The following is a 25159-nucleotide window of genomic DNA, read 5'->3' on the forward strand; positions in this document are numbered from 1 at the left end:
CGTCCATCACCGGCGCATGCGAAGAAGCCCGATTTCCCGTTGCGGCGGACCCAAGCCCCCGCTATAGAGCCTGCCAACGCACCTGTAGCTCAGCTGGATAGAGCGCTGCCCTCCGAAGGCAGAGGCCAGAGGTTCGAATCCTCTCAGGTGCGCCAATGTCTGCCAAGTCTTGATCTGATGCGGGCCGCTCCCAGTGGCGGTTACTTGTCGTGGGCGTCACCTCGGTCAAGGGCGACGACAGGACCGCGCGCGGCGTTCATTGTGGATGTCGCAGGTGGGGCAGCCGCGCTCGTCGGTGGCTCTCAGTCAGGCGCAATGGAAATGGCGCGTCCGATTTCGGGGCCGACGATGCCCACGGCCGTCGCGGCCCGGATGCCGGGCAGTGCGGCCACGTCGAACAATTCATCGACGATGCCCTCGATCCGGATCCATTCCGTCGCATCCCCGGTCATTGTATCGACAACGAGCAGGCCGCAGCGGGCCTCGCTGTCCCGAGAGGCGAGTGCGTCGTGCAGTTCGAGCCCCTCGAAGGTGCGGTTTTCGCGGGCACGCGACAGGCCCACGACGGCGTATCTCCCGAAAAAGCTCAAGCCCCGCGCATAGCCGGGACAGAAGGCGATGGCGGTGAAGCTGCCGGTCTGCGGGTCGACCCAGCCCAATTCGCCCGTCCCCGAATTCAAGAGCCACAACCGCCCCTCATGCAGGCGCGGCGAATGCGGCATCGACAGCCCTTCGGCGACGATCCCGCCATCGGTGACGTCGACGACGATGCCGCCATCGCGGCGCCTGTCGCGCCATCCATCCGTGACATCCGAACGGGAAACACAGGTGACATAGCGCGGCGTGCCGTTCTCCATCGCCAGACCGTTCAGATGACACCGGTCCTCCGCCGCGATGCGCGAAATGAACGGCGGTCGCCAGAACGGGCGGAAACTGTGCCCATCGGCCGTCTGTGCAAGGCAATTGAACAGGGTATTGGCAAAAACGGGTCGTCCATCCGCACCAACGCCCACGTCATGGATATCGACGTCGCCGGTGATCCACGTCTGGTTTGGCAGGTAGACGGCGTCGTAATCGCCCTGCCGTTCGCCGGGCAAGAGCGCGTTGTCGAACCGGTAGAGCTGGACCTGCGTGGCAAGGAACAGGGTGCGTGCATCGGTCGAGACGGCGATGCCCATCGGCCTCGGAAAGCTTCGTTCGAAGACCGACAGACTGCCGTCGGGCTTGAGGCCGAGAAAGAAGATCTTCCCCCCCTGATAGGTCGAGAAGACAAGCGATCCGCCCGTCGAGGCGAGCCAGCCAGTGAAACCGCGCGACGTGGTCAGGGTAAAGGCGGGCTCTTGATTGGCTGTCATGGCCTCGTCTCGATCGGAACTATCAAAGGCCGTTCATCGCAGCCTTCGCGGGCCGATGGCAAGACCCTTGGCTGACTTGACAGCCGGCACGAAGGTCATCACCCTGAGAACAATTATTAAATCGCCCATTTCTGTCCTGTCCTGGATTGCTGATATGAGTTCGCCGATTTCCGGACCGTCGCGTTTGTCCGAAGACCAATTCTTGCACGCGGAACCGCGGGGGACGGCCCCGCAGGCATTGTCGCGAGACGGCGTTTCGGCAGGCGAGGGGATGACGGAGGTAACCGAACTGGTCGGGACACTCCTGCCCGTCCAGGCCGATACAAGCCAGGCCGGCGCGCGCCTCGACACGGCGATCATCGCACATCCACCGTCCGTGCGGAAGCAATGGCCCGGCCAGACCGGGGCCGAACCTGATCCGGCATCGGCAGAGCCGGACGGGGCCGAGCCGCAGCTGAGCGGTGACGGATGGCGCGCCGCCGTGCCCCAGTTTCCCGGCGCCACCGGTGAAACCCTGCGAACGATCGATACCAACGGCCTCGATCCAGCGCTTGGGTTCATGATCACCGGCGCTGCCTTGAACGATGAGGCGGGGTATTCGGTTGGCTCTGCGGGCGATTTCAACGGCGACGGGATCGACGACGTCATCGTGGGCGCATTGAATGCCAATGGCGGGACAGGGGCGGCATATGTCATTTACGGCCGGGCGGAGGCAACCCGCGGTCCGATCGATCTGGCGAACCTGTCGCCCGATGACGGCTTTGTCCTGAACGGCGATCAGTCGAACGACAAGGCGGGAAACAAGGTCGCCTTCGCCGGTGACGTAAACGGCGACGGCATCGACGACGTGATCATCGGCGCGCGCAATGGTGACGAGGGCGGCAACAACGCGGGCACGGCCTATGTGATCTATGGCCGCGAAGGCGGCAGCGGCGACATCGACCTTGGCGCGCTCACGACAGAGCAGGGCTTTGCCGTCATTGGCGCCACGAATTTCAGTCAGTTCGGCTATAACGTGTCGACGGCGGGTGACGTGAACGGCGACGGCATCGACGATTTGATCATCGGGGCTCTGGGCGGGGCGACCGATGGCGCCAATGCCGGCGACAGCTACGTCATCTATGGCCAGACCGAGGCGCGAGGTCTCGTCGATGTCACCCAGTTGACCGAGAGCGAAGGCTACCTGATCCGGGGCATCGAAGCCATTCGCGCAGGCTCCGTCTCGGGTGGGGGCGACATCAACGGCGACGGGATCGATGACGTGATCGTGGGCGCGCACCGCGGCGTCACGGCGGATCTTGATGCGGGCGAGGTCTATGTCGTCTACGGGCAGGCCGGTACGCGGGGCACGCTGGATCTCGCCGCGTTCAGCGAAGAAGACGGCTTTCTCATCGTCGGCGACGAGCGGAAGGATTATCTGGGCCTGAGCGTGGCCGCAGCCGGGGATGTGAATGGCGACGGGTTCGACGACATCATCGCAGGTGCGTTCCGCGGCGATGACGGCGGCGAGAATGCGGGTGAGGCCTATGTCATCTATGGCATGGCCGGGCCGCGCGGCACCGTCGATCTGACAGGGCTCGCCCCCGAAGACGGCTTCATCATTCAGGGCGATCAGGCGGGCGATCTCGCGGGTCTCAGCGTGGCGGCTGCCGGTGACATCAATGGTGACGGTATCGACGACGTGATCGTCGGCGCGCGCTATGGCGACGACGGCGCCATCGACGCGGGCGAGGCCTATGTGATCTATGGCAAGACGGGGGACACGCGTGGCACCGTTGATCTGACGGACCTCTCGGCAAGCGATGGTTTCATCATCCAGGGCACCGCGGAAGGGGATCAGGCCGGACGCAGCGTCTCTGCCGCCGGTGACGTCAACGGCGACGGGATCGACGACCTGATCGTCGGTGCGCCCGCCGCCGACGGGGAGACCGGCGAGGCCTATGTGATCTATGGCTTCCGTAACGCGCCCGAGGCCACGGGCGATCTGCCCGCGACGGTCGATGCGGTGGCGGGCGAGCCGCTTGCGCTTGACCTGTCGTCGCTGGTCATCACGGATGTGGATGCGACGGGCGACATGCGCGTGACGCTGGTCGCCACGGGCGGCACGCTGGCGGCCGGGGCGGGGGGCGGTGTCGCTGTCGCCCTGTCCGACGCGGATCAGACGCTGACACTGACCGGCACGCTCGAGGCGCTCAACAGCTACCTCGCTATGCCCGGCGCGGTCAGCTTCACCGGGGATACCGAGGCGGCGCCCGAAGAGGCGATCACGGTGACGATCGACGATCTGGACGGATCGGGCCCGGTCGAGGTCGGCGTGATCGGCGTCGGGATCGCCAACCGCGCGCCGGACGCGTCGGGCCTGCCTGACGCCGTGGAGGCGGTGGCGGGCGAGCCGCTTGCGCTTGACCTGTCGTCGCTGGTCATCACGGATGTGGATGCGACGGGCGACATGCGCGTGACGCTGGTCGCCACGGGCGGCACGCTGGCGGCCGGGGCGGGGGGCGGTGTCGCTGTCGCCCTGTCCGACGCGGATCAGACGCTGACACTGACCGGCACGCTCGAGGCGCTCAACAGCTACCTCGCTATGCCCGGCGCGGTCAGCTTCACCGGGGATACCGAGGCGGCGCCCGAAGAGGCGATCACGGTGACGATCGACGATCTGGACGGATCGGGCCCGGTCGAGGTCGGCGTGATCGGCGTCGGGATCGCCAACCGCGCGCCGGACGCGTCGGGCCTGCCTGACGCCGTGGAGGCGGTGGCGGGCGAGCCGCTTGCGCTTGACCTGTCGTCGCTGGTCATCACGGATGTGGATGCGACGGGCGACATGCGCGTGACGCTGGTCGCCACGGGCGGCACGCTCGCGGCCGGGGCGGGGGGCGGTGTGGCGGTCGACCTGTCCGACGCGGATCAGACGCTGACGCTGACCGGCACGCTCGAGGCGCTCAACAGCTACCTCGCTTTGCCCGGCGCGGTCAGCTTTACCGGGGATGTCGAGGCGGCCCCCGAAGAGGCGATCACGGTGACGATTGACGACCTCGACGGATCGGGCCCGGTCGAAATCGGCGTGATCGGCGTCGAGATCGCCAACCGCGCGCCGGACGCGTCGGGCCTGCCCGCGACGGTCGAGGCGGTGGCGGGCGAGGCGCTGGCGCTGGACCTGTCGACGCTGGTCATCACGGATGTGGACGCGACGGGCGACATGCGCGNCGCGACGGTCGAGGCGGTGGCGGGCGAGGCGCTGGCGCTGGACCTGTCGACGCTGGTCATCACGGATGTGGACGCGACGGGCGACATGCGCGTGACGCTTGCCGCCACCGGCGGCACGCTGGCGGCCGAGGCGGGGGGCGGTGTGGCGGTCGCCCTGTCCGACGCGGATCAGACGCTCACGCTGACCGGCACGCTCGAGGCGCTCAACAGCTACCTCGCTATGCCCGGCGCGGTCAGCTTTACCGGAGATGCCGAGGCGGCCCCCGAAGAGGCGATCACGGTGACGATCGACGATCTGGACGGATCGGGCCCGGTCGAGGTCGGCGTGATCGGCGTCGAGATCGCTGGACTTGTCCCTGATCCTGTCGTCATCGTTCAGGGCGGCGGGGGCGCGGAGATCGAGGGCGATGATGGAGATGACGTCTTGTCGGCCACTTCGGGGGCCAACGTCATCTCTGGCGGGGAGGGTGATGATCTGCTGGGTGGCGGTTTTGATGACGACATCCTCTTCGGCGGCGCTGGCAACGACATCCTGTTCGGCGACAATTCCGATTTCGTGGCTGGGGCCGACCGGATCGACGGTGGCTCGGGCGACGATCTGCTGGAAGGTGGCGGCGGGGCCGATACCTTCGTGTTCACGACGGGCGACGGCTCCGACACGATCGGGCAGATCGCGTTGGACTATGATGATCCCGCGCTCTCTGTCGCCGATGGCGCCGATTTCGTGAGTGGTATCGACAGGATCGAGCTGTCGGGCTTTGGCTTCGAGGATGGGGCCGCCGCGCTGGCCCTTGTCTCGGACGTCGGAGGCGTGGCGATCTTCGCATCCCAAGGCACGACGATTACCTTCGCGGGCCTCACGACGTCCGATCTGGACGCCAATGACTTCATCATCCTTTAGGGGCGCTGCGATGACCTCGAGACAATTCCTCCGACTTTGTGCCGCCGTGCCGCTGGTCATGGTGACGGGATGCATATCCACGTCATCCGAGACGCCGCCGGACCCGGATAGTCCTGAACCTGAGGTGACGGCCGCTGTCCCCCTTGCCGCCGTGATGATCGACAGGCAGGCGGGGCAGGCAGTGACGGCCAGCGGTGAGGTCGATGAAGACACGGGGGTCTGGACGCTTGGCACGCTAAGCGGAACCCTGTCGGACAACGGGACCGAAGTGACGCTTGATCAGGGCGGGATCGTCACGCTGGAGCCCGGCACGACCGATTTTGCCTCGATCTATGTCCTGACGACCTCAGGCGGCGGTCAGACGCCGGGCGTTCTGGGCAGCCCGACAGACGAGGCCGATCTCGCGACGCTCGGAGACGTGACCTATTCGGGCATGACGACGCTTTTGATCGAGGATGGCAATGTCTCCTATGATCTGACGGGCACCGCGACCATCGAGGCGGATTTCGATGGGGGTGGCGTGACCACGACGCTCGACGTCCTTTCGGGGCAGCGTCGGGAGGGCTTTGCGGAACCGGTCGATGTCAGCGATATCGGGGTGCTCACGGTGACGGGCTCCGTCATCGAGGGCGCCGCCTTCTCCGGTGGTACACCGGCCTTCGCCTCGGATCAGATCAGTGACCTGAGCGGTTCGCAGACCAGTTCGCTCGAGGGGGCCTTCTTCGGGCCGGAGGCCGACGAGGTTGGCGCCGCGCTCGTCATCGATGACACAGACGCTGGGAGTGTCACTGTTCTTGGCACGATCCTCGCCGATTAGGGCGCGCCGCGGCCGGCGCGCGTCCGGCCGGCCGACCTGGCGACGACGACCGTTCGGCCGCGGCCTTACTCGGCGGGCAGGGCGTCCATGTCGTCGGCGGCTTTCGGCGTGACCGTCAGGACCAGGCGGAGCAGGGGCGGCACCGTCAGGAGCGTCAGGAAGGCCGACATCGACAATCCGCCGACAACGACCGCGCCCAACCCGCGATACAATTCCGAACCTGCGCCGGGGAAGATCACCAGCGGCAGCATCCCGAACACCGAGGTGAGCGTCGACATGAAGATCGGGCGGATGCGGTTGCGGGTGGCCTCTTCGATGGCGTCGACCGGCGTCATGCCTTCTTCGCGCAGATGAAAGAGGGATTGGTGCACGATCAGGATCGCATTGTTCACCACGATGCCCACGAGGATCACGAAGCCCAGCAATGTCAGCATATCGAGTGGTTGGCTGCCCACGAGGTTCAGGACGGCCAGCCCGCCGACGCCTCCGGCCGCCGCGACAGGCACCGAGATCAGGACGACCAGCGGCAGAACGAAGCTTTCGAAGAGGATCGCCATCACGAGGAAGACGATCAGCAGGGCCACGATCAGGTTGATCTGGATCGCGTTCCAGGTCTGCGACGGCTGATCCGCCGTGCCCGAGACCGACAGGCGGACACCGGGTGGCAGGCCCTGTTCCTCCAGGGGGGCGATCACCTGTTCTTCGAGCAATTCGACAGCCGCCTCAAGCGGCAGGGCATCCGAAGGGCGCACTTCAAGCGTCACTGTCCGAAGCCGTTCGATATGGCGGATCTCGGTCGGACCGGCGGTCACGCGGACCTCGGCCAGTTCTGAGGCCGGCACGATCTGACCCGACGGGGTGACGACGGGAAATGATCCGATGTCCTGTGTGCGCAGCGCGTTCTGGACGGTCTCGTCGCCCTTGAGCGTCAAATCGATCCGCCGGTTGCCGACGTTGATCTCGGCCACGCGGATGCCGTCGTTATAGGCGTCGATCGTCGAGGCCAGCGCCTGTGTCGTCAGCCCCGCATCGGCCAGCCGCATCCTGTCGGGGATCAGCCGCACCTCGGGCGCGCCCAGTTCAAGCCCCGGGATCGGCCGGAACTGATGCCCTTCGGAGCGGGGCAAGACCCGCGCGATCGTTCCTGCGGCCTGACCGGCGACGGCAAGGATATCCTCAAGCTCGTTGCCCGTGACATTGAGCTCGATCGTGCGCCCGCCGCCGACCCCGCGCCCGAAGAGCGAGGGCTGGGTCAGGAAGCCGAATGTTCCGGGTTCGGCAAAGATCGGCCGCGACAGGAGTGGGACGACCTCTGACACGCGCGTGTCGTCGACGGCAGCCGCGGCAAGGATACTGTTGCCGGGCGTAGCCACGAAGAAAAAGCTGTCCAGCGACGGCCTGCCGTCTTCGGTCTGGTCCGCGGGCGCGGCCTCCCACAGGGGGCGGGCCACGTCTTCGATCCGCTCGGCGATCGTTTCGGTGGTGGCCAGATTGTAGCCCGGTGGCGGGATCAACAGGCCGAAGACAAGGTTCCGGTTGCCCTCGGGCAGGTATTCGAGCTTGGGCAGGAAGGTGATGGCGGCAACGGCGGCCCCGGTCGCGATCACAGAGACGAACAGCAGGCCAAGAAGCCGGAACCGGACTGTCAGCTTGACATATTGCATGACCAGCCAGCTGAACCCGCGGGCGATGTGGTCGATGCCCGGAACACTCAGCGTCTTGGTCTGGCCGCTGGCCAGAAGGCGGCTCGAAAGGGCCGGAATGACGGTGACGGCAACCACCAGCGACAGAAGGACCGAAACCGAAATGGCAACGGCAATGTCGCGGAACAGCTGCCCCGCCTCGAGTTCCATGACGAGGATCGGGATGAAGACCATGACCGTCGTCAGCGCCGAGACAAGGATCGCGCCCCAGACCTGTTTCGCACCGTGATAGGCGGCATCGCGGCGGTTCATGCCCCGTTCTCGCAGGCGGTAGATATTCTCCAGCACGACGATTGCGGCATCGACGATCATCCCGATCGCGAAGGCGATCCCGGCCAGCGATATGACGTTGAGCGTGCGCCCGGTCGCGGCCATGGCGACAAAGGTCGCGACGATAGAAACGGGGATCGCAAGGCTGATGATCAGCGTGGCCCTTGGGCTGCGCAGGAAGACCAGCAGAACCGCCGCGGCCAGCAGGCCACCGATCCAGATGTTCTGGACAACAAGGTCGATGGCCCCCTCGATATAGATCGTCTCGTCGTAGATCTGTTCGAGAACAAGGTTCTCGCGCGCAATCGGCCCGGCCTCGAGTTCGGTCAGAACCTCTCTTACCTCTTCCATGGTCGAGATCACGTTGGCGCCCTGTTCGCGCACGAGGTTGAAGGCCAGCGCCGGTTCGCCCCTAAACCGCAACTGGGATGTGTTCTCCTTGTAGGCAAACTCGACCCGGGCCACATCCGCCACGCGAACCCGGCCCAGAATACCGGAATTGCCTTGGCCTTCGCTGCGCAACACGACGTCTTCGATGGCGCGGATCGTGTTCAGCTTGCCGTCGGCGCGCACGATGTAGCGGCGCTTTCCTTCGTCGATCTGGCCTGCCGAGACGCTGATGTTCTCGGATCGAAGGCTGGCGACGACCGCCGGGATCGTCATGTTGTAGCGGGCAAGTTCGTCCGGATTGATCACGATCTGCAGTTCGCTTGCGACGCCACCAAAGACGTTGACGGTCGAGATGCCTTCGATGCGTTCGAGGCGTTCCTTGATTTCATCTTCGAGAAAGTCGCCGTATTCCGCCATGGGCCGGGTGTTTCCCTCGCCCGCGCTGACCATCACCCAGGCAATCGGGCTATCGTCGGAGCCGGAGGTGTTCAGCGTCGGCTCGCCGGCTTCTTCGGGATAGCCGCCCACGCGGTCGAGCCGGTTCGATACCAGCAAAAGCACGTCGCCCATGTCCGACCCGATGGAGAATTCGAGCGTGACCGCCGCGCGACCGGTCCGCGACTGGCTTGTCATCCGTTCGAGGCCTTCTAGCCCGCGAAAAGCGTCTTCCTGCGGGTTCACGATCTCGCGTTCGACTTCGGCTGGCGCAGCGCCGGGCCAGGCCGTTTCGACCACGACGATCGGTTTGCGGACGTCTGGCGCAAGCTGAACCGGAATGCGCGTCAGGGCGAGCGCCCCGAAGAGAACGGCCATGATGACCACGGCGACGACGGCAATCGGTCGGTCGATGGCAACGCGGATCGGATTCATGGCTTAGTTCCTTTCCACATCTGCGGTCGTGTCGGCGGCATTCGGCGCCGCTGGCGTAGACGCGGGCCGCTCGGAGACCACGTCGCTCGGAGGCCCTCCGCCCGGAGGTCCGCCCGCACCCGGGGGGGCCCTTCGCCCGGTGGTCCGCCGCCCGGCGGCCCGCCAGCGCCCATCGGGGCGATGTCCTGCCCGGGCCGCAGTCGTTCATTGCCCCGCACAACGACCTCGTCCCCCTCGACCAGGCCGCTGAGAACTTCGAACGTCTCGCCCAATGCGGCACCGATCGTGACGGTCCGGGGCGAGGCCTTGCCCTCGTCATTGACGAAGGCCGTCCATCCGCCGCGGGCCTGGATCAGGGCGTCCTTGGGGACAGTCAGTACGTCCCGCGCCTCGCCGATCGGCAGGTCGAGGGTCACGGGCTGGCCGATTGCGAACGAGGGTTCGATCTCGGTCAGTGTGAAGCGCACCGGGCGTGTCCGGGTCTCGGAAAATTCGGTGGGAAGCACGGCCCGCAGGGTCATCGACAACGCGTCGCCCGCGTCATTGCGGCCTGTCACCAGGCGCCCGACCTCCAGCGCCGGGATATAGCGGGACGGGACGTTGGCCTCGACCTCCATCGTGCCGGTATCAAGAAGCGTCGCCACCTGGCTGCCGGACGCGGCGAACTGGCCGGGCTGCGCCTGCACTTCGAGGACGATCCCGTCGAAGGGCGCGAGCACCGTCGCATTCGACAGGTTGTAGCGGGCAAGTTCGATTGCGCTTTGGGCCGCTGTGATCCGTGCCTGCGCAATGGCAAGCCCGCCCTGTGCCTCAGCCAGCGTCGAGGCCCGATCGTCTAGCTGCGCGGCAGAAATCGAGGAATTGGCCGTCAGGTCCCGCGCCCGTTCGAATGCCTTCTGCGCCCGATCCGACTGGGCGGTCGCGACTTCCAGACCAGCGGTCGCGATGGCGAGCTCCGCCTCGGCACCTGTCAGTTCGATGGCCAGCCGGGCCGTGTCGATCACGGCGATGATATCGCCCTGTTCGACCACCGAACCTGTCTGAACCGGAACCTCGTTCACGACGCCGCCGATCCGGGTCGCGATGTTGCTTTGCCGCACCGCAACGATCTGGCCGAAGACCGTGACGGTCTCAGTCATCGCCCGCATCTCGACCGTGTCGGTCAGCACGCCCGCCGGACGACTTTGGGAGGCGCTGAAACCCGGTATCACCGCAATGAGAGCGGCGACCAGAAGGATCATCTTGTGGTGCATCAGGCTTCCCGCAATTGGATAGGTTTCAAATATCCTTAAGTATACGTCCGGCTCCCCGAGTTGGATCGTTTGTCCCTGAAAAGGCCCGCCTCAGGCAGCTTGGACCTGCAAAGTGCCTGCCCTTCGGTCTGCTGGTTCGGGTGCGGGTGAATGCGCTCGGGACGGTCGATGCCTGGTGTGGCCGGCGGGGATTCGGCCTGCGTCGAGCCCTGTCCCGTGACGTGACGGCATCGCGTGGAATGCCGCGCGCAGGACAGCGGTCCGTCAAACCGTGCGCGAGGGCATGACCTGCTGGAGCCGACCTTCGGGCACCGAAAGCAGTCCATGATCGCGGCACTACGCAGGACTTGCTTTGTCTCCTGATGGAATCCGCGCCGGCTGTCACAGGACAGCCCGGTTCAAAAGATCCGCCGGGCTAGAGTGGCGCCTTGGTTCCACGAGCCGCTGTGGTCGCGTCGGACTGTGGTTCTTCAACCAGACGCCAAAGGCTCTTGCGCCAAGTCACAACACCGAAGTCCCGCAAACCATCCTGAGCGGTTTGCCAAATGACTGCGAACGCCAAACATCCCTGAGCCACCTCATCAAGGTGTCTCGTAAATCTATGATCTACTGAGGGATTTTGGCTCCGGCGGTAGGGATCGAACCTACGACCAATTGATTAACAGTCAACTGCTCTACCGCTGAGCTACGCCGGAACACGAGGCGGCATATAGCAATGCTGATTGGTGGCGTCCAGAGGGTATTGCACGGAAAATTCCGGGCCATGGAATGGGGGTCAGACCGGGGTGAACGGGCTGTCGGGTGCAAGGGCGCCGGGTGTGGCCACCATGCCCTTGACCGCGAGGTCGATGAGGTGCGCAAAGACGTTGCGTTGGGCGGCAGGCAACAGGTGCGGCGGGATGTCCGCGTAGATGCGCGACGCGAGCGTATCCGCCGTCAACGGGCCGGGACCCGCGCCGAGCGCCTCGAGGATCTGTGCCTCGCGTCCGCGCCTGTGGCTGATCAGCCAGTCGAGACGGGCCAGCGGGTCCTCGATCGGCGCGCCGTGGCCGGGCGCGAGCCTGCGCGCTTGGCGCAGGGCAAGCCGCGCGCAGGAGCCCATGAAATCCGAGACGTCCCCATCGGGCGGCGAGACCAGCGAACTGGCCCAACCCATCACGTGATCGCCCGTCAGGATCACGTCACCGAGGGCGAGACACAGGTGGTTGCCCATGTGACCCGGGGTATGGAGCGCCTCGAGCGACCAGTCAGGCCCTGCGATCACCTCGCCATCCGACAGGAGCCTGTCGGGCGCAAAATCCGCGTCGACCCCTTCGCCACCGCCCGCGAAGCCCGAAGCGGCGAGGGCTTGCATCACCGGGCTGCGCCCGGCCTCCGACGGGCCGAATGCCGCGATGCTCGCACCCGAATGCGCGGCCAGCCGTGCGGCAAGGGGCGAATGGTCCTTGTGCGAATGGGTGACGACGATCTGGCTGATCCGCGCGCCGCGCGTGGCGGCGAGGATCGCCTCGAGGTGGCCGCTGTCCTCGGGGCCGGGGTCAACGACGCAAATCTCGCGGCCCGAACCCAGCAGATAGGTATTCGTGCCCCAATGGGTCATGGGCGACGGGTTCGGAGCGAGCACGCGCCTCAGGCCCGGTTCGATCTCGGTGGCCGCGCCCGGTTCCGGTGCGGTGTCGGTCATCGTGCTTTCCCCCGTGGTCTCGCGGCGCTAGCCTTAGCGCATGATGTTGGGGTGGCTCAAACGATCTCTGCCGCGCGGCCTGTTCGGCAGGTCGTTGCTGATCCTCGTGTTGCCGGTCGTGACGTTGCTTCTGATCATTTCGGTCAGCTTCGTGCAGCGACATTTCGAAGGCGTCACGCGGCAGATGACCGATATGGTCATCCTCGAGCTGCGATTCATCATCGACCGCGTCTCGGCGGTGCCGGATGTGGCCTCGGCCAATGCGGTCGCGGCTTCGATCGCGACGCCTCTGGAATATGCCTTCATCTATCCAGTGGCCGACGTGCCCGAGGGTGATTTCAAACAGGTCTATGACCTGTCGGGCGGCTTCGTGATCGACCGGCTTCGAGAGGGCATGGCGGAGGTTCTGGCGGTTCACCTCGTCACCGACCGGCGGGTCGAACTGTGGCTTGATATGCCGCTCGGGCCGATGCAGGTTTCGTTCGAGAGGTTGCGCCTCTCGGCCTCGAACCCGCACCAATTGCTGGTGATGATCGTCGTTCTCGGGGCGCTGATGATCGCGATCGCGTCGGTGTTCCTGCGCAACCAGTTGCGGCCGATCCGAAAGCTGGCGGAGGTGGCGTCGGATTACGGGCGCGGGCGGCTGGTGCCGTTCACGCCTTCGGGCGCAGCCGAGGTGCGGGCGGCGGGCATGGCGTTTCTAGACATGCGCGCAAGGATCGAACGGCACACACAAAGCCGGACGATGATGCTTTCGGGCGTAAGCCACGATCTGCGCACGCCTCTGACGCGGCTCAGGCTGGGCCTGTCGATGCTTGACGATGCGGAGGCCGCGCCTCTGATCGGCGATGTCGACGAAATGCAACGGCTGGTCGATGCGTTTCTCGATTTCGCGCGCGACGAGGCGGGCGACCTGATGGAAGAGCTGGACCCGGCCGAATTGCTTGCCGACATCGTGGCCGATTGCAGGCGGGCAGGGGAGCCCGTGCTGTTCGAGCCCCATGCCACCCCGATGCCCGCCATGGCGCTGAGGCCCATGGCAATCCGCCGGGCGGTCGAAAACCTTGTCGGCAACGCGCTGCGTTATGGCGACAAGGCCTGGGTGTCGATCCATCGGGGCGAGAAATCCGTCACGATCACGGTCGAGGATGACGGGCCGGGCATCCCGCCCGACGCCCGCGAAGAAGCGCAGCGCCCCTTCACCCGGCTCGATCCCGCGCGCAATCAGGACAAGGGGTCGGGTGTGGGGCTTGGCCTTGCGATCGTGGCCGAGGTGGCCCGCGCCCATGGCGGCACGCTTCGCCTCGGGACGTCCGAGCAACATGGCGGGCTGCGCGCCGATATCGTTCTACCCCTTTAGCCTGGGCTTTTGCCTTGACCGTCCGGGCCTTCTTTGCCAGTTGGAGCCAACGGGCCTGTAGCTCAATTGGTTAGAGCAGACCGCTCATAACGGTTTGGTTGGGGGTTCGAGTCCCTCCGGGCCTACCACGCGTCCCCGTCGTTGATCTGCGCTCGCGTGGCGCGTTGCAGTCGCGTCGGCGATGGTCTATCGCAGCGGCGAAATCTCAGTGAGGCAGGGTGATCGGATGACTGACGGGAAAAACGGGCTGACCTATTCCCAGGCCGGTGTCGATATCGATGCGGGCAATGCGCTGGTCGACCGGATCAAACCCGCCGCGAAACGCACCGACCGCCCCGGCACGATGTCGGGGCTGGGCGGCTTCGGCGCGCTGTTCGATCTCAAGGCTGCGGGCTACGTCGACCCGGTTCTGGTTGCCGCGACTGACGGCGTGGGCACCAAGCTGCGCATCGGGATCGCCACGGGCGAGGTTGACGGACTGGGGATCGACCTTGTCGCGATGTGCGTCAATGACCTTGTCTGTCAGGGTGCGGAACCTCTGTTCTTTCTCGATTACTTCGCGACCGGAAAGCTCGAGGTCGACAAGGCCGCCCGCATCGTCGAGGGCATAGCCGAGGGCTGTGTCCGATCGGGCTGCGCGCTGATCGGCGGCGAAACGGCCGAGATGCCGGGCATGTATGACGCGGGCGATTTCGATCTTGCCGGATTTGCCGTGGGCGCGATGGAGCGCGGCACGGCGCTGCCCGATGGCGTGGTCGAAGGCGACGTGATCCTTGGCCTCGCCTCTGACGGGGTCCATTCGAACGGCTATTCGCTCGTGCGGCGGATCGTGGATGTGGCCGGCCTGTCGTGGTCGGACCCTGCGCCCTTCGGTGACGGCCCGCTGGGCGCGGCACTTCTTGCGCCGACGCGGCTATATGTGAAACCGGCGCTCGAGGCGATCCGCGCGGGCGGTGTCCATGGGCTGGCCCATATCACGGGCGGCGGGTTGACCGAGAATCTGCCGCGGGTTTTTCCCGAAGGCTTGGGCGCTGAGATCGACCTCGATGCATGGTCGCTTCCGCCGCTCTTCCGGTGGATGGCGCAGACAGGCGGGATCGTGCCCGCTGAGATGCTCAAGACATTCAATTGCGGGATCGGCATGACCCTCGTCGTCGCCGCTGATCGCGCCGTGGAACTGTCGGCCTTGCTGAGCGACGCGGGCGAGACCGTCTTCGAACTCGGCCATGTCGTCGCGGGCGAGGGCGTCACCTACAGCGGGAGCCTGGGGTGAGCGACGGACCTGTCCGTGTCGCGATCCTGATTTCCGGATCTGGCAGCAATATGGTCACGCTGGCCGATGACATGACCGGGGCGCACCCGGCACGCCCCTGCCTTGTTCTGTCGAACAGACCCGGGGCCGGGGGGCTGGACAAGGCGCGGGCCCGCGGCATTCCCACGGCGGTCGTCGATCATCGCGACTTCGGCGGTGATCGAGAGGCCTTTGAAGAGGCCCTGATCGCCGCGATCGAGCCCCATGCCCCCGACATTCTGTGTCTCGCGGGCTTCATGCGTATCCTGACGCCACGCTTCATCGGCCATTACGCCGGGCGGATGCTCAACATCCACCCCTCGCTGCTGCCGAAGTATCGCGGGCTGAACACCCATGCGCGCGCGCTTGACGCCGGAGACGCGGAGGCGGGCTGCACGATCCACGAGGTCACGGCCGAGCTGGACGGCGGGCCGATCCTCGGGCAGGCGCGCGTGCCGGTCCTGCCGGAGGATACGCCCGAGACGCTCGCCGCCCGGGTTCTGGTGCAGGAACACCGGCTTTATCCGGCTGTCCTGCGCCGGTTCGCGACCGGCGACAGGACGCCCGTCAACCTGTGACCCGATCTGCCTTTGTCGGCTGACAGACGGCCGAGGGACATTCTTTCCATCCCCCGCAAAACCGCGTATGAGCCAAGGGTTACTGGCTGAGCAGAGATATCCAGACGATGCGCACGTTGACGACGACCGAAGACCTCGCCCTGTTCTGTGCCGAGGCTGCCAAACATCCCTACGTCACCGTCGACACCGAATTCCTGCGCGAACGCACCTATTATTCGAAGCTTTGCCTCGTCCAGATGGCCTATCCCGGCAAGGGCGACGAGAACGCTGCGCTGATCGATCCGATGGCAAACGGTCTCGACCTCGGGCCGATGTATGATCTGTTTGCCGATCCCGGTGTGGTGAAGGTGTTTCACGCAGCCCGGCAGGATCTCGAGATTTTCTTCATCGACCGCGGGATCATCCCCGCCCCGCTGTTCGATACGCAGGTGGCCGCGATGGTTTGCGGCTTCGGCGAACAGGCGGGCTACGAGACGCTCGTGCGCAAGATCGTGAAGGGCCAGATCGACAAATCTTCCCGGTTCACCGACTGGTCCCGCCGCCCCCTGACCGAGGCGCAACAGCGCTATGCCTTGGCTGATGTGACGCATCTTCGGGGTGTCTACGAATACCTCGCGGCCGAGCTTGAAAAATCGGGCCGGGCCCGCTGGGTCGCCGAGGAGATGGCCGTTCTGAACGATCCCGCCACCTATCGTGTCGATCCCGAAGACGCGTGGCAGAGGGTCAAGACCCGGACGAATTCGCCCAAGTTCCTCGCCGTGGTCAAGGAACTGGCCCGGTTCCGCGAGACCTATGCGCAGGAGCGCGATATCCCGCGCAACCGCGTCTTCAAGGATGACGCGCTGATCGAGCTGGCCTCGACCAAGCCGATGAATGAAAAGGATATGGGCCGGTCCCGGCTTCTTCTGCGCGAGGCGCGCAAGGGGCCGATCGCGGACGGTATCCTCGAGGCGATCCGGCGCGGGGTCGAGATGCCCGCCGACAAATTGCCCAAGGTCGACAAGAGCCGGGATCAGCAGCAGGTCAATCCTGCACTGGCCGATCTGTTGCGTGTCCTGCTGAAAGCACGGGCCGAGGCCGAGGGCGTGGCGCAGAAGCTGATCGCCACATCGGCCGAACTAGACGCGATCGCCAGCGGCGACCGGTCGGGTCACGCGCTGACGGGATGGAGGAACGAAGTCTTCGGCGCCGAGGCGCTTGAGCTTTGCGCGGGCAAACTGGCCCTGACGGCGCGCGGCAGCAATGTCGAAACGGTGCGGCTCGACCGCTCAGAATGACCGGCTGATCACATTCTGCCCGGCCACGACGCGCACGCCCCTCAGACCGGCACGCTGCCTGTCGTCGAGAACGAAACCCGATGTCAGCCGCGCCTGACCGGCCACCGCCGCGGACGGCGGTTCGGCGCGAAATTCGAGGATCAGGTATCCCCCCTCGATCCCCGCAGGCACCAGCGCTGCGTTGAAATGGCCCGGAGCGGAGGTCTGGGCCTCTGCCGTCACGAGGATCGCGTCTGGCGTGCGGTCAAGGTTCACGGCAAGCACACGATCGACCGGCACGCGCGGATCGGGCGCCGCCTCCCCAGCCTGTGGGACAAGCGCGGGCGGGACATAGACCACTTCGGCCCCATCAGAAGCCGCGACATCCTCTGGGGCCGCGCCGCCGCCGAACCAGTTCAGCGGATTGAGGGGCGATGTCTGGATCGTGGCGCAGCCGGCCAGAAGGACGAACGCGCCGAGCGCGGAAAAAACGGGTCTTGGTGTCACGGGTGCGTCCGCTCCTGGATATTCTGAAATCTGATTACCCTGTTTGAACGGGTGTGAAAAGCCGCGACGCCCGCCCCATCGACTGGACCTTTAGGGGCCAAGCCCCTAAGTCCCCGACAGAGCAGGAGGGATGACACCATGGCGACCGAAGCTTTCGAAGAGATCGCGGATACGTTCGAATTTCTCGACGATTGGGAAGATCGCTATCGCCACCTGATCGAGATGGGCCGCGATATGGAGCCTCTCGACGATGCGCTGAAGGTGCCCGCCACCAAGGTCAAGGGCTGCGCAAGCCAGGTTTGGCTGGTCCCGCGTATCGAGCAGGGGCGATTCCATTTCGACGGGGACAGCGATGCGATGATCGTGCGTGGTCTGATCGCCGTTCTGCGCGCGCTCTACAACGGTGTTCCCGCCGAGGAGGTCGCGGCGGTGGATGCGCGCGCCGAGCTTGGCCGGCTTGGCCTGAACGATCACCTCTCGGCCCAACGGTCAAACGGTGTGCGCGCCATGGTGGAACGGATCAGGCTGACGTCCCAGACCTCGTGACGACGCGCGATCTGTTAGCTCAGAGCGCGGTGATGGCCGGTGCCAGATCGCCATAGCCCGTGAAGCGCCGCTCGAAGGACAGGCCGAGGCGGGCTGCGCAGTCGCGGGCCTTTTCGGTGAGCGCCGGATCATCAGTCTGCGCCTGATAGACGAGCTTCTCGTAATTTCCGAAATACATGTCGCGCAGCTCTGGGTGCCGGTCGAGGCCCAGCGGCTGCCAGACGAAGGCGTCGAACTGACGGGCCAGGAAATCGGTCAGGTAGAAAGCAGTCACCTCGCCGCGCGCGGCGAATTCCGCGTTGCCCTCGAAAAAGCTGTAGCAATGGGGGCCTTCGATCATCTCGACCCCGAGCCGTTCGCAGGTCTCTGCCAGCCGCCCGCCGGTGCCGCAATCGGCATAGGCCACGAAGATCCGGTCATAGGCGCCACGCCGCGCGGCGATCGCCTCTTCGACAGCGCCGGGGATATTGTCGGGGGAATTGTGCAGGATCGCGGGCAGGCAATGCAGGTCGAGATGGTCCATCCCGTTGGCGCGGATGATCGCGAGGATCTCGCGCGCCAGCGCGCCGCAGGCCAGGATCAGAACGCGACCCGCGCCACGGGCCTCAAGCCCGTTGCGCGTCAGGTCCTCGTCGGAAGGGATCACCGAAGGCGCACGGCCGTGCCATAGGCCACGACCTCTGAGGCGCCCGACATGATCTGCGCGGTCTCGAGCCGCGTGGCCACGATGGCATCGGCGCCAAGCCGGGCCGCGTCTTCCATCATCCGGTCAATCGCCTGTTCGCGCGCACCAGCCATGAGGGAGGAATAGCTTTTCAATTCTCCGCCCACGATCGCCCGGAGCGCGGCCATGATATCGACGCCCACATGTTTCGTCCGCACCGACGAGCCGCGGACAAGGCCCAGCGGTTCGACGATCTCACGGCCGGGCACCGCGTCGGTGGTCAGAATAATCATCAATGATCGATCTCGTCGTAGTGGTCGTCCTCACGGCTCGAAAGCCGTTCGCCAATGGCACGGATGACGATGTACAGAACAAGCGCCGCCGGAATCGCGACGCCGAGGGTGGCCCATGGCGGCAGAGTGAAGGCTGACAGGATGAAGGATGCCAGAAGGACCGTGAGGCCCGCCGCGGCAAGCACGATGACAATGATCAGCACGAGTCGTTCAAGTGGCATGGACCGGTCCTCCTGACCAACATATGGGCATTGCTGCCCTCAGGTTCTAGACCTCGGCCTTCACCGCAAGTCCGCGCGCCGTGGCGCCAACAGACAAGAGCGTCGATTTCACCTCGACCCGGACCATGACGACATGCGTGGCGCCCATCGCCTCGGCCTTGTGGCACAGCTCCTCCTCGACCTCGGAGACGACCTTGGCAAGGCTCCCGAAAAGCTGGGTCGGGCGTTCGGCCATGACCGGGCCCAGCTCCTCGACCACCCGAAGTCCGGGCGGCTCCGGCGCATCTGTCAGCCCCACGGTCGAGCGGGGCCGGCGCAGGGGATCGCGCATCGGTATCAGGCCGTCGCACCCTGGTTGTGCTTGCGGGCAACAAAGGTCTTGGCGGTTTCCACGGCCACGGCGGCATCGCGGCAATAGGCGTCGGCGCCGATGGCCTTGCCGAATTCCTCGTTCAGGGGCGCGCCGCCCACCAGAACGATGTAATCGTCGCGGATGCCCTTTTCGACCATCGTGTCGATCACGACCTTCATGTAAGGCATCGTCGTCGTCAGAAGGGCCGACATCCCGAGGATGTCCGCGCCTTCGGTCTCGAGCGCGTCAAGATAGTTTTCCACCGGGTTGTTGATGCCCAGATCGACAACTTCGAAGCCTGCACCTTCCATCATCATCGACACGAGGTTCTTGCCGATGTCGTGGATGTCGCCCTTGACGGTGCCGATCACCATCTTGCCGACGCGCGGCGCGCCGGTTTCGGCCAGAAGCGGCTTGAGGATAAACATCCCGCCCTTCATCGCGTTGGCCGCCAGAAGCACTTCGGGAACGAAGAGGATACCGTCGCGGAAATCGTCGCCCACGATCTTCATGCCGCCAACAAGGGCCTCTGTCAGGATCCTGTAGGGCGCCCATCCCCGGTCGAGCAGGATGGTCACCGATTCCTCGATCTCCTCCTTCAGCCCGTCATAGAGATCATCGTACATCTGCGCGACGAGTTCCTCGTCGTCGAGTTCCGAGAGAATGATGTCGTCTTCTTCGTCGGCCATGTGTCACGTCTCCAAGGCGCTTGATCCATCCTGCAATGCATCAAAAGGACGCGGCAGGTCTGGATTGATTGCGACACTGACTGACGCGCAACCGACCTGTGATCAAATGAAAAATCCGGGCCTCCGTCATGAGGGCCTTTCACTTGTTCCCGTTATGTTCTATTTCGGGGGCATGCCATCCGTTTCTGACAAGCTTCGGGACGATGCGCGCCGGGGGCGCGCGTCGCTCAGCAATCGGACCAATCGGTTCGAGAGGCTGGTCCGCGAGGCGTTCGACGATGGCTGGGGCCTCGAGGAAGAGATCGGTCCGACCCGAACCGAGGTGCGGGATGAGAAAATCGGAAAGGTGATCACGCGCAATACCTCGCCCGATCTGTCGTTCGATCGCTCGATCAATCCCTATCGGGGCTGCGAACATGGCTGCATCTATTGCTTCGCCCGGCCGAGCCACGCCTATCTGGGCCATTCGCCGGGGCTGGATTTCGAAACAAGGCTGATCGCGCGGCCGGGGGCCGCCGAGGCGCTGGCGCGGGAATTGCGCGCGCCGTCCTATCGGCCGGATGTGATCGCCATCGGGACCAATACCGACGCCTACCAGCCGATCGAGAAGGATCGCGGCATCATGCGCGATATCCTGTCTGTTCTGGACGCGCATGATCACCCGGTGGCCATCGTGACCAAGGGCACGCTGATCGAACGTGACATCGACATTCTTGGGCCGATGGCGGAACGCGGTCTTGTTCGGGTGGGCATCTCGGTCACGACGCTCGATCCGTCGGTGTCGCGCAAGATGGAGCCAAGGGTGCCTGCGCCCGCACGCCGCCTGCGCTCGATCGAACGGCTCAGCGCGGCGGGTATCCCGGTGCGGGTGATGATCTCTCCGGTGGTGCCCGGGCTGACGGATCACGAGATCGAGCCGATCCTTGAACGTGCGGCCGGGGCAGGGGCCGTCGCCGCAAGTTCCATCGTGTTGCGCCTGCCGAGGGAGGTGGCCGATCTGTTTCGCGAGTGGGTCGAGGAGGCTTATCCCGATCGCGCGCGCCGGATCATGGGCCGCGTCAGGGAATTGCATGGCGGGCGGGAGTATGACCCGGAGTTCGGCACGCGGATGCGCGGGCAAGGCGAATGGGCGCAGCTGTTTCGCCAGAGGTTCACGATCGCGTGCCGCAGACACGGGCTCGACCGGACGCTGGCGCCGTTGCGCACCGATCTGTTCCGGGTGCCGCCGCGGCCCGGCGATCAGCTGAGCCTGTTCTGAGACGCTGGCAGACCGGTCCGCTTTGAATTAACCTTGGACCATCAACCGCAAGAAAGGCGCACATCATGTGGGATCAACGCTACGACCGTGAGGATTACCTCTTCGGCAAGGCCCCGGCGGCCTTTCTTGCCGATCGTGCCGAGGTGATCCCGCCCGGTTCGCGTGTGTTGTGCGTGGCCGATGGCGAGGGCCGGAATTCCGTCTTTCTCGCGGGGCTCGGCCATGCAGTGACGGCCTTCGATGCCTCGGGCGTCGCGGTCGAAAAGGCACGCAAGCTGGCGCAGGAGGCCGGGGTTGCGGTGGATTTCAACGTCTCGGGCATCGAAGACTGGGATTGGAGCCGTCCGTTCGACGCTGTCGTCGGCATCTTCATCCAGTTCGTGGGCCCCGACATGCGCGCGACGCTCTTTGAGGATATGGCCCGCGCCGTGAGCCCGGGCGGATTGTTGGTTCTTCACGGATATGCGCCGCGTCAGGTCGAGAACGGCACCGGCGGACCGCCCCAGCGCGAGAACATGTATACCGAAGACCTGCTGGCAGATGCCTTCGCGGGGTGGGAAATCCTGCGCAGCGCCGATTACGACGCGATCATCGACGAAGGCCCCGGCCATTCCGGCCAGTCCGCCCTGATCGATTTCATCGCCCGTAAACCCGCCTGACGGCTCAAGAGGCAGGGCGCGCAGTCGTGACTGGCCCGCGCCGGATCAGCGCTTCGGTTTGACCATGGGCCAGGCCATGACCACGAACGCCCCGAAGGCGAGGGCCGTCAATGCGAGCCAGCCGACCCCCGATTGCGCCTGATGGACGACGCCGGCCTCCACGTCGAGGCAGCGGCCCAATTCGTTGAAACACCCGCGCCATTTGAAATATTGGACGTAGGCTAGGTATCCAGAGCCAAGGGTCACGCCGAGGAATATCAGGGCCAGCAGCCGCCGAACCATCCCCGGGAACCGCAACCAAGCCACGCGACCGGAGCCGTGTCAGGCGCGGCGGCGGCGACCTCGACGGGGTGCGGCGGCCGGCTCGGAATCGCCGGTGCCGTCACTGGCCGAGGAGAAGGGACCAAGTGCTTCGGTGATCGCGTCTAGCGTCGGGCGTTCGCCGACGGGCCGCGTTTCCAGCGCCTCTTTCATGTGGCGCAGATGTTCGCCCATCGTGCCGCAGCAGCCGCCGATGATCCGGGCGCCGCAATCGCGGGCCAGAACGGCATAATCGGCCATCAGCTCGGGCGTTCCGTCATAATGGATATGGCCGTCGTGGAATTTCGGGATGCCCGCATTGCCCTTGGCGATGATCGGACGTTCGACGCCGGTCGAGGCAAAGCCCAGAACGGTGCGCAAGAGGTCCGAGGCGCCGGTGCCGCAATTGGCGCCAAAGCCGATGGGCGGGTTCGGCAGCTTTTCGACCATCTTGACCATGGCCGCCGAAGTGACGCCCATCATCGTGCGCCCGGCGGTGTCGAAACTCATCGTCCCGCACCAGGGCATGTCTGCCTTTTCAAAGGCTTCCGCGGCGGCCTTGAATTCTTCTGCCGCCGAAATCGTCTCGAGCCACAGAACATCGACGCCACCGGCCTTGAGCCCCTCGGCCTGTTCGTGAAACATCTCGACCGCGCTTTCATGGGTCAGCGTGCCCATGGGCGACATGATCTCGCCTGTCGGCCCGACAGAGCCTGCCACGATGACCGTGCGGCCCGCCGTGTCGGCCACCTCGCGGCCGATCTCGGCGGCGACGCGGTTCAACTCGAACACCCGGTCCTGCGCATTGTGCAGCTTGAGCCGGGAGGCATTGCCGCCGAAACTGTTGGTCAGGAACAGGTCGCTTCCGGCATCGACGGCGGTGGAGTAAAGCGTCTTGATCTTTTCGGGTTCGTCGACGTTCCAGAGTTCCGGGGCATCTCCCGACATCAATCCCATGTTGAACAGGTTCGTTCCCGTCGCGCCATCCGCAAGCAGCCAGCCGCGGGTTTCGAGCATCTTGGAAAGTGCATTCGTCATGAAATCGACCTTGTTGGTGGAAAGGAAATCGGGAATGCCGGATCAGCGATGCGACCCGTGGTGCGCCACGACGCGGGGCAATCGTCCGCGACGGCGGTCCCGCGCCGAAGGCACTGACCCGCCGCGCCTTGGTCCTGCGGATCAGGTCTCGCTGACGATCTGGCCCTTTGCGACCAGAAGGAACTCGTCCATTTTCTGACGGATGACCGCCTCTTCGGCGAGACTGCCCAGATCGGCGACAAGTTTGCGGACGACGTCTTCGTGGCCGGCCTCTTCGAAATCGGCGTGGATCACTTCGCGCGCATAGGCATCGGCATCGTCGCCCGTCTTGCCCATCAGGTCGGCCGCCCAGAGGCCAACCAGCCTGTTGCGCCGTGCTTCGGCCTTGAAATTCATCTCTGCATCGTGGGCGAATTTGGCTTCGAATGCGTTCTCGCGATCGTCGAAGGTGGTCATGGCAGGATTCCTGTCTGAAAGGCTGTCATCTCTGATATGCCTTTCGCATGGCTTGCCCGCAAGGGGGGCTTGTCGTAAGAGGCGTTCAAACGGGATCGTCCGCCACGCCGAGCGGCACGCGGGGCCCGCGACAATCGGAGCGCATATGGCACGTCGCAAGAAGGTCTATGAAGGCAAGGCGAAGGTTCTTTACGAAGGGCCGGAACCGGGCACGCTCGTCCAGTATTTCAAGGATGACGCAACGGCCGGAAACGGAGAAAAGAAAGACGTGATCGACGGCAAGGGCGTGTTGAACAACCGCCTGAGCGAGTTTTTCATGACCGGTCTGCAGTCGATCGGCGTTCCCACACATTTCATCCGCCGGCTCAACATGCGCGAGCAGCTGATCCGCCAGGTCGAGATCATCCCGCTCGAGGTCATCGTGCGGAACTATGCCGCAGGCTCGATGGCCAAGCGTATGGGCATCGAAGAGGGCACGATCCTGCCCCGGCCGATCGTGGAGTTTTCCTACAAGGATGATTCCCTTGGCGATCCGCTGGTGCCCGAAGAATACATCATCGCCTTCGGCTGGGCGTCGCAGCAGGATCTGGACGACATCGTGGCGCTGGCGCTTCGGGTCAATGATTTCATGTCCGGCGTGATGCACGGGGTCGGGATAAAGCTGGTCGATTTCAAGATCGAGATCGGCCGCATCTGGGACGGCGATTTCCCGCGGCTCGTCATTGCCGACGAGATCAGCCCCGACAGCTGCCGCCTGTGGGATATCGAAACCGGCGCCAAGCTGGACAAGGACGTGTTCCGCCGCGATCTGGGCTCGCTTACCGATGCCTATACGGAAGTGGCGCGGCGACTGGGCGTTCTGCCTTCGAACGTGACGCACCGGCCCAAGCCCACGCTCATCAACTGAGCTCGGCTGCCGGATTATTGAAAGATGACGGGACGGGGCGAGAGGTCCGCTCCCGATCTGTAAGAGACAGGACAACCGGGGGTCGGCCGATGAAAGCTGTGGTTCACGTCATGCTGAAGCAGGGGGTTCTCGATCCCCAGGGCGAGGCCGTGCGCCATGCGCTTGGCGCGCTTGGGTTCGGCGGCGTCGAAGGGGTGCGGCAGGGCAAAGTGATCGAGCTGGACCTGGCCGAGACGGACCGCGACGCGGCCGAGGCCACCGTGCGCGAGATGTGCGAGAAACTCCTGGCGAATACGGTGATCGAAAGCTTCCGGGTCGAAATCGCCTGAGGCCG

At 65.1% G+C, this 25159-nt stretch carries 24 protein-coding genes and 3 tRNA genes; 13 read left to right on the forward strand and 14 right to left on the reverse strand.

Annotation, left to right across the window (positions count from 1 at the left end; translation table 11 throughout):
• Positions 1–78: 78 nt before the first annotated feature.
• Positions 79–155 (forward strand) — tRNA-Arg (locus EP376_RS04005).
• A 147-nt stretch (positions 156–302) separates the two neighbouring features.
• Here the strand turns inward: EP376_RS04005 and EP376_RS04010 are convergent.
• The gene (locus EP376_RS04010; protein WP_127654236.1) at positions 303–1355 is read right to left on the reverse strand and encodes a TIGR03032 family protein; all 1053 of its coding nucleotides are present in this window, start codon (positions 1353–1355) and stop codon (positions 303–305) included.
• A gap of 559 nt (positions 1356–1914) precedes the next feature.
• Between EP376_RS04010 and EP376_RS04015 the strand changes: the two genes are divergently transcribed.
• Together EP376_RS04015 and EP376_RS04020 are read left to right on the forward strand one after the other, a co-directional pair.
• On the forward strand, positions 1915–5463 hold the full coding sequence (locus EP376_RS04015; RefSeq protein WP_476723737.1) for a beta strand repeat-containing protein: 3549 nt from the start codon (positions 1915–1917) through the stop codon (positions 5461–5463).
• Between the two features lie 10 nt (positions 5464–5473).
• A complete protein-coding gene (locus EP376_RS04020; RefSeq protein ID WP_127654238.1) occupies positions 5474–6280 on the forward strand; it encodes a HupA family protein in 807 nt (268 codons plus the stop codon).
• Between the two features lie 65 nt (positions 6281–6345).
• On the opposite strand, the gene EP376_RS04025 is transcribed toward EP376_RS04020, so the two are convergent.
• The 4 genes from EP376_RS04025 to EP376_RS04040 all read right to left on the reverse strand — a co-directional run bounded on the left by EP376_RS04025 (position 6346) and on the right by EP376_RS04040 (position 12450).
• The gene (locus EP376_RS04025; protein ID WP_127654239.1) at positions 6346–9513 is read right to left on the reverse strand and encodes an efflux RND transporter permease subunit; all 3168 of its coding nucleotides are present in this window, start codon (positions 9511–9513) and stop codon (positions 6346–6348) included.
• Positions 9510–10766 (reverse strand): efflux RND transporter periplasmic adaptor subunit, encoded by a 1257-nt coding sequence (locus EP376_RS04030; RefSeq protein ID WP_127654240.1) that lies wholly within the window; start codon positions 10764–10766, stop codon positions 9510–9512. The genes EP376_RS04025 and EP376_RS04030 overlap by 4 nt, the downstream gene beginning before the upstream one ends.
• A 620-nt stretch (positions 10767–11386) precedes the next feature.
• Positions 11387–11461: transfer RNA gene (locus EP376_RS04035), tRNA-Asn, on the reverse strand.
• Positions 11462–11541: 80 nt separating this feature from the next.
• Positions 11542–12450: an MBL fold metallo-hydrolase gene (locus tag EP376_RS04040; protein ID WP_127654241.1), complete on the reverse strand. Its 909-nt coding sequence runs from the start codon at positions 12448–12450 to the stop codon at positions 11542–11544.
• Between the two features lie 40 nt (positions 12451–12490).
• On the opposite strand from EP376_RS04040, the gene EP376_RS04045 reads away from it, so the two are divergent.
• From EP376_RS04045 to rnd, 5 genes are all read left to right on the forward strand, one after another.
• Positions 12491–13810, forward strand: coding sequence for an ATP-binding protein (locus tag EP376_RS04045; RefSeq protein WP_127654242.1), 1320 nt, complete (start codon positions 12491–12493; stop codon positions 13808–13810).
• Positions 13811–13861: 51 nt separating this feature from the next.
• A tRNA-Ile gene (locus EP376_RS04050) sits at positions 13862–13938 on the forward strand.
• Between the two features lie 98 nt (positions 13939–14036).
• A complete protein-coding gene (gene purM / locus EP376_RS04055) occupies positions 14037–15083 on the forward strand; it encodes a phosphoribosylformylglycinamidine cyclo-ligase (protein ID WP_127654243.1) in 1047 nt (348 codons plus the stop codon).
• The gene (gene purN / locus EP376_RS04060; protein ID WP_127654244.1) at positions 15080–15679 is read left to right on the forward strand and encodes a phosphoribosylglycinamide formyltransferase; all 600 of its coding nucleotides are present in this window, start codon (positions 15080–15082) and stop codon (positions 15677–15679) included. The genes purM and purN overlap by 4 nt, the downstream gene beginning before the upstream one ends.
• 107 nt (positions 15680–15786) lie before the next feature.
• The gene (gene rnd / locus EP376_RS04065) at positions 15787–16956 is read left to right on the forward strand and encodes a ribonuclease D (protein ID WP_127654245.1); all 1170 of its coding nucleotides are present in this window, start codon (positions 15787–15789) and stop codon (positions 16954–16956) included.
• Here rnd and EP376_RS04070 read toward each other — a convergent pair.
• A complete protein-coding gene (locus tag EP376_RS04070; protein WP_127654246.1) occupies positions 16948–17442 on the reverse strand; it encodes a hypothetical protein in 495 nt (164 codons plus the stop codon). The two genes, rnd and EP376_RS04070, sit on opposite strands and share 9 nt — an antisense overlap.
• A 138-nt stretch (positions 17443–17580) precedes the next feature.
• Here EP376_RS04070 and EP376_RS04075 point away from each other — a divergent pair, with 138 nt between their 5' ends.
• Entirely contained in the window at positions 17581–17988 is a 408-nt protein-coding gene (locus tag EP376_RS04075) for a SufE family protein (protein ID WP_127654247.1), read from the forward strand.
• A 19-nt stretch (positions 17989–18007) separates the two neighbouring features.
• Here the strand turns inward: EP376_RS04075 and EP376_RS04080 are convergent, their stop codons facing one another.
• The 5 genes from EP376_RS04080 to EP376_RS04100 are packed head-to-tail and all read right to left on the reverse strand — an operon-like array spanning position 18008 to position 20207.
• On the reverse strand, positions 18008–18634 hold the full coding sequence (locus EP376_RS04080) for a DUF1638 domain-containing protein (protein ID WP_127654248.1): 627 nt from the start codon (positions 18632–18634) through the stop codon (positions 18008–18010).
• On the reverse strand, positions 18631–18945 hold the full coding sequence (locus tag EP376_RS04085; RefSeq protein ID WP_127654249.1) for a YbjQ family protein: 315 nt from the start codon (positions 18943–18945) through the stop codon (positions 18631–18633). The genes EP376_RS04080 and EP376_RS04085 overlap by 4 nt, the downstream gene beginning before the upstream one ends.
• A complete protein-coding gene (locus EP376_RS04090; protein WP_127654250.1) occupies positions 18945–19166 on the reverse strand; it encodes a hypothetical protein in 222 nt (73 codons plus the stop codon). The genes EP376_RS04085 and EP376_RS04090 overlap by 1 nt, the downstream gene beginning before the upstream one ends.
• Before the next feature lie 46 nt (positions 19167–19212).
• Positions 19213–19497, reverse strand: a complete 285-nt coding sequence (locus EP376_RS04095) for a hypothetical protein (RefSeq protein ID WP_127654251.1) — start codon at positions 19495–19497, stop codon at positions 19213–19215.
• A 5-nt stretch (positions 19498–19502) separates the two neighbouring features.
• Positions 19503–20207: a corrinoid protein gene (locus EP376_RS04100; RefSeq protein WP_127654252.1), complete on the reverse strand. Its 705-nt coding sequence runs from the start codon at positions 20205–20207 to the stop codon at positions 19503–19505.
• Positions 20208–20379: 172 nt separating this feature from the next.
• Here EP376_RS04100 and EP376_RS04105 point away from each other — a divergent pair, with 172 nt between their 5' ends.
• Positions 20380–21465, forward strand: a complete 1086-nt coding sequence (locus EP376_RS04105; RefSeq protein WP_127654253.1) for a PA0069 family radical SAM protein — start codon at positions 20380–20382, stop codon at positions 21463–21465.
• 65 nt (positions 21466–21530) lie between these two features.
• Complete coding sequence (locus EP376_RS04110) at positions 21531–22124, forward strand: SAM-dependent methyltransferase (RefSeq protein ID WP_127654254.1); 594 nt, start codon at positions 21531–21533, stop codon at positions 22122–22124.
• Positions 22125–22169: 45 nt separating this feature from the next.
• On the opposite strand, the gene EP376_RS04115 is transcribed toward EP376_RS04110, so the two are convergent.
• The 3 genes from EP376_RS04115 to EP376_RS04125 all read right to left on the reverse strand — a co-directional run bounded on the left by EP376_RS04115 (position 22170) and on the right by EP376_RS04125 (position 23918).
• Complete coding sequence (locus EP376_RS04115; protein ID WP_127654255.1) at positions 22170–22406, reverse strand: hypothetical protein; 237 nt, start codon at positions 22404–22406, stop codon at positions 22170–22172.
• A gap of 39 nt (positions 22407–22445) precedes the next feature.
• A complete protein-coding gene (gene bmt, locus EP376_RS04120) occupies positions 22446–23462 on the reverse strand; it encodes a betaine--homocysteine S-methyltransferase (protein WP_127654256.1) in 1017 nt (338 codons plus the stop codon).
• Positions 23463–23603: 141 nt separating this feature from the next.
• Positions 23604–23918: a DUF1476 domain-containing protein gene (locus tag EP376_RS04125; RefSeq protein ID WP_127654257.1), complete on the reverse strand. Its 315-nt coding sequence runs from the start codon at positions 23916–23918 to the stop codon at positions 23604–23606.
• A 145-nt stretch (positions 23919–24063) separates the two neighbouring features.
• Between EP376_RS04125 and purC the strand changes: the two genes are divergently transcribed.
• Both purC and purS read left to right on the forward strand, forming a co-directional pair.
• Positions 24064–24825 (forward strand): phosphoribosylaminoimidazolesuccinocarboxamide synthase, encoded by a 762-nt coding sequence (purC, locus tag EP376_RS04130; protein ID WP_127654258.1) that lies wholly within the window; start codon positions 24064–24066, stop codon positions 24823–24825.
• Between the two features lie 89 nt (positions 24826–24914).
• Positions 24915–25154, forward strand: a complete 240-nt coding sequence (gene purS, locus EP376_RS04135; RefSeq protein WP_127654259.1) for a phosphoribosylformylglycinamidine synthase subunit PurS — start codon at positions 24915–24917, stop codon at positions 25152–25154.
• The last annotated feature ends 5 nt before the right edge of the window (positions 25155–25159 follow it).

This window comes from Alexandriicola marinus (genome assembly GCF_004000435.1).
In the GTDB taxonomy this organism is placed as follows: domain Bacteria; phylum Pseudomonadota; class Alphaproteobacteria; order Rhodobacterales; family Rhodobacteraceae; genus Alexandriicola; species Alexandriicola marinus.